The following is a 7,531-nucleotide window of genomic DNA, read 5'->3' as shown; positions in this document are numbered from 1 at the left end:
GCCGACGAAGACGGTCTGCATGTACTCGGGGGTGCCGGCGAGCTCGACCTCGCGCAGGCGGGGGACGAGTTCGGTGTAGAGGGCGCGGGCTTCGAGGCGGGCGAGGTGGGTGCCGAGGCAGTAGTGGGCGCCGAAGCCGAAGCCGACGTGCTTGTTGGGGGTGCGGCCGACGTCGAAGGTCTGCGGGTCGGTGAAGACGTCCTCGTCGCGGTTGGCCGAGGGGTAGGACAGCAGGACGGCGTCGCCGGCGGGGATCGGGACGCCGCGGATGGTGGTGTCGCGGGTGGCGGTGCGCATGAAGTGCTTGACGGGGGATGTCCAGCGGATCATCTCGTCGACCGCGGTCGGCACGAGGGCTGCCGGGTCGGCGGTGAGGCGTTGCCACTGGTCGGGGTTGTCGAGCAGGGCGTGCAGGCCGCCGGAGATCGCGGCGCTGGTGGTGTCGTGGCCGGCGGTGGCGATGAGGACGTAGTAGCCGACGACTTCGAGTTCGCCGATGGTGTCGCCGTGGACGGTGGCGTTGGCGATGACGGAGCCGAGGTCGTCGCCGGGGTTGGCGCGGCGGTCGGCGATCACCTTCTGGAAGTACTGGAAGAAGTCCAGGAGCGCATCCGCGGCGGCGGTGTCGGTGGCCCCGCGCGCAAGGTCGGTATCGTCGGCGCCGAACAGCTCCTGGGTGAGCTTGAGCATCCGGGGGAAGTCCTGTTCGGGCAGGCCGAGCAGGGAGAGGATGACGTAGAGGGGGTAGTGCGCGGCGACGTCCTGGACGAAGTCGCATTCACCGCCGAGGTCGGCCATGTGGTCGACGTAGCGCTTCGCGAGCTGAGCGATCCGGTCGGAGAGCCGCCGGACGCCGGCGGGCTTGAACCAGTCGGCGCTGATGTGCCGGTAGATCGAGTGGTCCGGGTCGTCCATCTGGACGAGGGTCCGGACGGGTGCGGCTTCGGCGGCCGGGTCCTGGTTGACGGCGGTGCGGGGCGCGTTGTGCCACAGCGCGGAGTCGCGGGAGATCTCCATGACGTCGTCGTACCGGGTGATCGCCCAGAACGGGGCGAAGCCCTCGGTCTCGACCCGGTGGACGGGGGACTCACGGCGCAGCAGCGCGGTGGCGGCGTGGAAACGCTGCTCGTCCGCGTAGGCGGTGGGGTCGGTGAAGACGCCGCCGGCCTCGTCAAGGCTCATCGTCGGTCTCTCTCGTCTGGTGCGGTGGTGGGACGGGCGGCCCATCGGCCCACTGGCGCAGAGCCCTGGGGCCGGGAAGTGAGGCCGGGAATCGACCGCGCGGGGCGCCGGCGGCCAGATGCGCGCCGGCGCCCCGTGTCAGACGTCGTGGTCGTGGTTCCGAGCGCTGTCCACCCACAACCAGTGCGCAGCCGCGGGTGTCGCGTCGCTCAGGAACCGGCCGTACCGAGCAGGTCGAGGCAGTTGTCCCGCATGATCTTGCGGGTCTCGTCGTCGGTGAAGCCGTCGAGTTCCTTGTAGAAGTCGGTGGGCTCGGCGAGCCCTTCGCCGTGGGGCCAGTCGGAGCCGAACAGGATGCGTTCGACGCCGATGAGGTCGGCGAGCTTGCGGAGGTCCTCCTCGTAGTAGGGGGTGACCCAGACGTGTTCGCGGATGGTGTCGAGGGGGTCGGCGGTGAAGGTCCAGGGGGTCTGGTTGGCCTGCTTGCGGAGGCGCTTGACGAGGAGGGCGACCCAGTCGGAGCCGTTCTCGATGCTCGCGACCCGCAGGGTGGGGTGGCGGGTGAAGACGCCGTCGATGACGAGGGAGGCGATGGTGTCGTGGATCGCGCGGTCGGAGACGAGGACGCGGGTCAGGACGCTGACCTGGCCGAAACCCTCGAAACGTTCGGAGCCGCCCCAGACGGTGGTGGAGGCTTCGTAGCCGCTGTCGCCGAGATGGAAGGCGACCGGGATCGAGGCTTCGGCGAGGCGGGCCCAGACCGGGTCGTAGCGCTTGTCGCCGAGGGAGCGTGAGGTGCCGTTCTCGGCGGGAACGGGGGCGGGGCGGACGTGGACGATCCGTGCGCCGCGCTCGATCAGGCTGTCGATCTCGGTGACGGCGGCCGCGGGGTCGGCGAGGGAGATCATCGGTGCGCTGATGAGGCGGCCGCGGTAGTTGAAGCCCCAGTCCTCCTCCAGCCAGCGGTTGAAGGCGTGGAGGCTGGCCATGGTTGCGTCGATGTCGTCCTTGAGGGCCTGTTCGACGCCGCAGCCCAGGGTGGGGAACAGCAGGATCGAGTCGAGGCCCTGCGCTTCGACGAGGTCTGCGCGCTTGTCCTTGTCGCGGTACTCGTCGGCGAGGGGCTCGACCTTCATGAGCGAGCGCGGGTCGACGCCGTCGGGGATCTGGCCGCGGAACAGCGGGTCCAGGCAGCCGGGGACGATGATCGGGTCGAAGGTCGGGTTGGGGATGAACCGGTTCACCCGCCCGCCCATGATCAGCTGCACGCGCTTGCCGGCCTGCACGACCTGGACGCCGCGGTGCCTGAATTTCGGATCCAGGTGACGGGTGAACGCGTCGAGCGTCTCGTAGTAGTGATTGTCCGCGTCGATCGGCTTGTAGCTCGTCATCGGAGTCCTTTGGTGATTGCGTCTGCCGACGTGGGGGAATCTGGCTGTCGGACGGTGCGGAGCCGACCGTCCCGGCGCCTCGTCGGGCCCGGGACGGGGCGGCCCTACGTCCTGACGGTGGTGGCGGGCACGGCGTCCACCGCCGCCTTGCGTGCCCAGGTGTAGTCGGCCTTGCCGGTCGGGTGGCGGCCGAGCCGGTCGCAGATCAGGACGGCGCGCGGTGCCTTGAACCGGGCGAGGGAAAGCGCGACGAACTCCCGGAGCTCCCCGGGAGCCGGCGACGTACCCGGGCGCGCCTGGACGAGCGCGACGACCTCCTGCCCGAAGCGCTCGCTCGGCCGGCCGACCACGAGCGCGTCGAGGACGTCGGGGTGCTGGCGCAGCACCTCCTCGACCTCCTCGACGAAGACCTTCTCCCCGCCGGTGTTGACGACCATCGCGTCCCGGCCGAAAAGCTCGATCCTGCCTTCGGTGGTGAGGCGGGCCCGGTCGCCCGGAACGGCGGCCCGCTGGCCGTCGATGATCGGGAAGGTCTCCTCCGTCTTCGCCCGGTCGTTGAGGTAGCCGAGCGGGGTGCGTCCGACCCGCGCCACCCAGCCGATCTCGTCCTCGCCGGGAGCGAGGAAGCGGGAGCGGTCGGCGGACAGCACCGCGGCACCCGGTGAGGGCTCGAACTCGCGGGTCTCGGCGCCCTTCCGGGAGGCGCCGAAGGCCATGCCGCCCGTCTCGGAGGCGCCGTAGCCGTCGACGACCGTGAGACCGGGCAGCAGCTCGAGCAGGCCGTGTTTGACACTCGCGCTCGTGACCGCACCGCCGGTTCCGAGGCGGACCAGCGAGGACAGGTCGTAGGGACGGGCCTGGAGCTGTTCGAGCAGGGGCCGGGCGTAGGCGTCGCCGACGATGGACATCAGCGTCACGCGTTCGCGTTCGATGGTCTCGAGGATTCCCGGCGCGTCGAAGGGCTTCGCGTCGTCGTGCAGGATCACCGTGGCCCCGTTGTCCAGCCCGGCGAACGCGGTCCACTGGGCGGCGCCGTGCATCAGCGGTGGTGCCGCGAACCAGGCGCCGGCGCCGTTGCCCGCGATCGAGGCGATCAGCTCGCGGGTGGCCCCGTCGACGCCGCCGGCCGCGGAGACGTAGACGTCGGCCTGCCGCCACAGGACGCCCTTCGGGGTCCCGGTCGTGCCGCCGGTGCAGACGAGGTACAGATCGTCCGGGGACGGCTCGGGCAGGTTCTCGACGTCCCCGGCGGTGGCGATCGCCTCCTCGAACGCGATGCTGCCGGGCAGCGGCTCGACGCCGGAGCCGTCGTCGACCTCCAGCAGCAGGCACCCCGCGGCGCCGGCGGCGGCGATCGCCGGGCCCAGGCGCCGGTGGTAGACGATGGCCTCGGCGCCGACCTGGTCGAGCAGCGCGCCGATCTCACGTGGTGCGTAGTGGTGGTTGACGTTGAACGGCACCGCGCGGGCGCGGAAGGCGCCGATCATTGCCTCGATGTATTCGGGGCAGTTCGACAGCAGGATCGCCACCGGGCTCTGCCCGCACTCCCAGCGCTCCAGCTCCGCCCGCTCATGGCGGACACCGAGCCCACGGCTCACGAGGAAGGCGGCGAGGCGCCGGGTGCGGTCCTGTACCTGCGCGTAGCTGCGGCGCACGGTCGTCCAGACCAGCATCTCGCGCTCCGGCGCGACGTCGGTGACGACGTCGAGCACCGCGGGCAGGGACCACTCGTTCGCTGTCATAAGGACTCCTCGAAGCGCCTCGGCATGAGGCGATGTTACGAAGATGTCTAAATCTATTCAACGTCTTGGTTCGGTGGTGCACCTCCCCGTGCCATCGGCCGCCGGTTCGGCGGGGCGGTTCCGGTGATGGCCGGGGTGGGGCCGGTTCGGTGCCGCCGACGAGGTGGTGCCGGGCGGCTCGCCTCCGGGCGGCGTGTGACCGCTCAGGCACGGGAGGCTGCCATGGAAAAATATAGATCTATCGGCTAGCATCCGTCCCGGCGAGAGTGGAGGCGCAGCCCGGCCCAGAGGGAGCCCCGGCGTTCCGTCGCCGCCGGCTGCCGCCCGCATGGTGGTCGGTCTGGCACACGAGAACCTGGTCCGCCCGGAGAGGGAGCCGACGTTGCTCATCCCTTTTGATGACTACCCGCTGCACCAGACGGCGCTTCCCGTCGCGCACGCGGGTGACGGACACGCTGACTTCTATGATCGTTTCTGGTTCAACGGCTACGACGAGGAGATGTACTTCGCGGTCGCGCTCGGCCTGTATCCGAACCGTGGCGTGATCGATGCCGCTTTCAGCGTGGTCCGCGACGGGATACAGCGTTCGGTGTTCGCCTCCGGGCGGATTCCGCTGGACCGGACCCGCACGACCGTCGGCCCGATCTCGATCGAGATCCTGGAGCCGATGCGGATGAGCCGGATCGTGGTCGACTCCCCGGAACACGGGCTGACCGCCGACCTCGTCGCGACGGCCCGCACCGCCGCTTATGAGGAGCCGCGCCAGACCCGCCATGAGGGGACGCGGCTGGCCATGGATGTCACGCGCGCCACGCAGATGGTCAGCTGGTCCGGGGCGTTCTCGACGGGCGGCGAGGAGGTCCGGATCGCTCCCGCGACCTTCGGGACGAAGGACCGTTCCTGGGGGATCCGAGGGGTTGGCGACCCGGCGCCGGCGGCGCCGCGTACCGCGCTTCCCCAGCTGTTCTTCGTGTGGGCCCCGCTGAACTTCGCCGACGAGTGCCTGCACTACCTGGTGTTCGAGAACGAGCTCGGGCAGCCGTGGGCGGAGACGGCGGTGGTGATGCCGGTACTGGCGCCCGGCGCGCCGGTCGCCGGGCCCGATCTCGGATTCCGCCAGCTCCCCGGGACCCGCCACGACATCCGTTGGGCGCCGGGGCTGCGGCGCTCCGAACGAGCCTCGCTCGTCATCCCCGGCGCCGAGCCGGTGCGGCTGGAGCCGCTGCGGACGTTTCGCATGAAGGGCGCCGGCTACCTGCATCCCACCTGGTCGCACGGCAGATGGCACGGCGAGCTCGCGGTGGGCGGCGAGGTGCACAAGACCGCCGACCTGGATGTCCTGGCGTTCGACACGGTGCACGTACAGCAGGTGGTGCGGGCGACCTGGGGCCAGCGGACCGGCCTCGGCGTGCTGGAGCAGGCCGTCATCGGGCGGTACCGGCCCGGGGGCTTCCTCGAGCTGTTGGACGGGGCGAAGGAGCGGCGCGGTCACGAAGAGGACCGCGACGGAGAGGCCCGCGTCGAAGCAGGCCGCGGTGAGAAGGGCGAGGAGGAACTGTCAGGTGAGTGACGGCGTGTGGGGCAGCGCCCAGCAGCACACCACCACGGAGCTGCTGGTGCGGCGGATCGAGAAGGAGCCTGACAGCGAGTACCTGGACATCGGCGGCCGCGCGCTGACGGCGGCTCAGGTAGGGGACGGCGCCGCGCGCCTCGCCGCCGGCCTGCGGTCGCTCGGGGTCGCCCCCGGTGACCGGGTGGCGATCCTGCTGGAGAACTCGCCGGAGATGCTGATCTCGTGGTGGGCCGCGCAGTGGGCGGGTGCTGTGGCGGTGCCCATCAACACCGCCTACAAGGGCGAGTACCTGCGCCATCAACTGCACGACTCGGGGTCGACCGTGCTGGTGGTCGCCGGTGACCTCGCCGACCGCGCCGCCGCAGTGACCGCGAACCTGCCCGCGCTGGCCCATGTGCTGGTGACCGGGCCCGAGCTCCCGACGTTCCCCGGCGCGACCGGGCATCCCTTCGACGACCTGCTGGCCGGTGAGCCGCTGACGGCGCCGGTGGCACGCCGGCCCTCGGACCTCGCGACCTTCATCTACACGGGCGGGACGACCGGACTTTCCAAGGGCTGCATGCTCAGCCACAACTACCACGAGGCGTTGTCCCGCCAGATCGGGTACAGCTGGGGCCGCACGGCGGATGACGTGGTGTGGACGCCGCTGCCGATGTTCCACTACAACGCGCTGGTCACGGCCGTGGTCGGAACACTGGTGTACGGCGGTAGAGCGGCGATCTATCGGAAGTTCTCGGTGTCGAACTTCTGGCCGGAGATGAACCGCACCGGCGCGACGATGACCTCGACCCTGGGCACGATGGCCTACCTCCTGGCGCACGACGTGGACCGGCCGGAGATGCCGCGCTCGGGTGCGCCGGAGGCCAACCGGACCCTGCGGCTCATGGGCGCGGCGCCCCTGCCGCCCGAGGTCGACGACGTGATCCGCACCAGGTTCGGGATCGACACGTTCTCCGGGGCGTACGGCGTGACCGAGGCGAGCCTCATCTCCTGGCAGCCGCCGGGGGTGCGTAACCGGCCGCGGGCCGCCGGCGTCATCAACACCGAGTACTTCGACGTGCGGATCTTCGACGACGAGGACAACGAGCTGCCGCGCGGATCCGACGGCGAGATCGTGATCCGGCCGAAGCGGCCGCATGTGATGTTCGAGGGCTACTGGGGCCGCCCCGAGGTGACGGTCGAGACCAGCCGTAACTGGTGGTACCACACCGGCGACATCGGAAAGATCGACGAGGATGGCTACCTCTACTTCGTCGACCGCAAGGCCGACTACCTGCGTCGCCGTGGGGAGAACATCGCCAGCTTCGAGGTCGAGCGCATTCTCATGAGCCACGGTCAGCTCGCGGACGTGGCCGTGCACGCGGTGCCGAGCAAGCTTACCGAGGACGACGTGAAGGTCACCGCGACCCGCGTCGCCGGCTCCACGCTCACCGAGGAGGAGCTTTTCCGCTGGTGCGTGGACGCCCTCCCGTATTTCGTCCTTCCGCGCTATATCGAGTTCCGTGACGAGCTGCCCCGCAGCCCGGTGGGCCGGGTCCTGAAGCGTGAACTGCGTGCGGAGGGACCCACCAGCACCACCTGGGATGTCGAGGCGTCCGGCATCACCTACGAGAAGCGGTAGCCCGAAACCGCACCAGGCCGAC

At 70.4% G+C, this 7,531-nt stretch carries 5 protein-coding genes; 2 read left to right on the top strand and 3 right to left on the bottom strand.

Annotated features, from left to right (window positions below; translation table 11 throughout):
* The 3 genes from AWX74_RS20020 to AWX74_RS20010 all read right to left on the bottom strand — a co-directional run.
* Window positions 1–1,182: cytochrome P450 (locus tag AWX74_RS20020; RefSeq protein ID WP_091279006.1), on the bottom strand; the 1,182-nt coding region annotated here is incomplete at its 3' end.
* A gap of 209 nt (window positions 1,183–1,391) precedes the next feature.
* Entirely contained in the window at window positions 1,392–2,573 is a 1,182-nt protein-coding gene (locus tag AWX74_RS20015) for an amidohydrolase family protein (protein ID WP_091279003.1), read from the bottom strand.
* A 104-nt stretch (window positions 2,574–2,677) separates the two neighbouring features.
* Complete coding sequence (locus tag AWX74_RS20010; protein WP_091278999.1) at window positions 2,678–4,315, bottom strand: AMP-binding protein; 1,638 nt, start codon at window positions 4,313–4,315, stop codon at window positions 2,678–2,680.
* 382 nt (window positions 4,316–4,697) lie between these two features.
* On the opposite strand from AWX74_RS20010, the gene AWX74_RS20005 reads away from it, so the two are divergent.
* Together AWX74_RS20005 and AWX74_RS20000 are read left to right on the top strand one after the other, a co-directional pair.
* Complete coding sequence (locus AWX74_RS20005; RefSeq protein ID WP_242666325.1) at window positions 4,698–5,885, top strand: Rv3169 family protein; 1,188 nt, start codon at window positions 4,698–4,700, stop codon at window positions 5,883–5,885.
* Window positions 5,878–7,509 carry an AMP-binding protein gene (locus AWX74_RS20000; RefSeq protein ID WP_091278996.1) on the top strand — a complete coding sequence of 544 codons (1,632 nt, stop codon included), beginning with the start codon at window positions 5,878–5,880 and terminating at the stop codon, window positions 7,507–7,509. The genes AWX74_RS20005 and AWX74_RS20000 overlap by 8 nt, the downstream gene beginning before the upstream one ends.
* Window positions 7,510–7,531 lie beyond the last annotated feature (22 nt).

This window comes from Parafrankia irregularis (assembly GCF_001536285.1).
Taxonomy (GTDB): Bacteria; Actinomycetota; Actinomycetes; order Frankiales; family Frankiaceae; genus Parafrankia; species Parafrankia irregularis.
This window is presented reverse-complemented; position numbering and strand designations above follow the sequence as displayed.

What these genes read in the sequence shown, in the direction of transcription:
- AWX74_RS20010 (WP_091278999.1), bottom strand. Translation starts at nt 4,315, where the DNA reads ATGACAGCGAACGAGTGGTCCCTGCCCGCGGTGCTCGACGTCGTCACC.
- AWX74_RS20015 (WP_091279003.1), bottom strand. Translation starts at nt 2,573, where the DNA reads ATGACGAGCTACAAGCCGATCGACGCGGACAATCACTACTACGAGACG.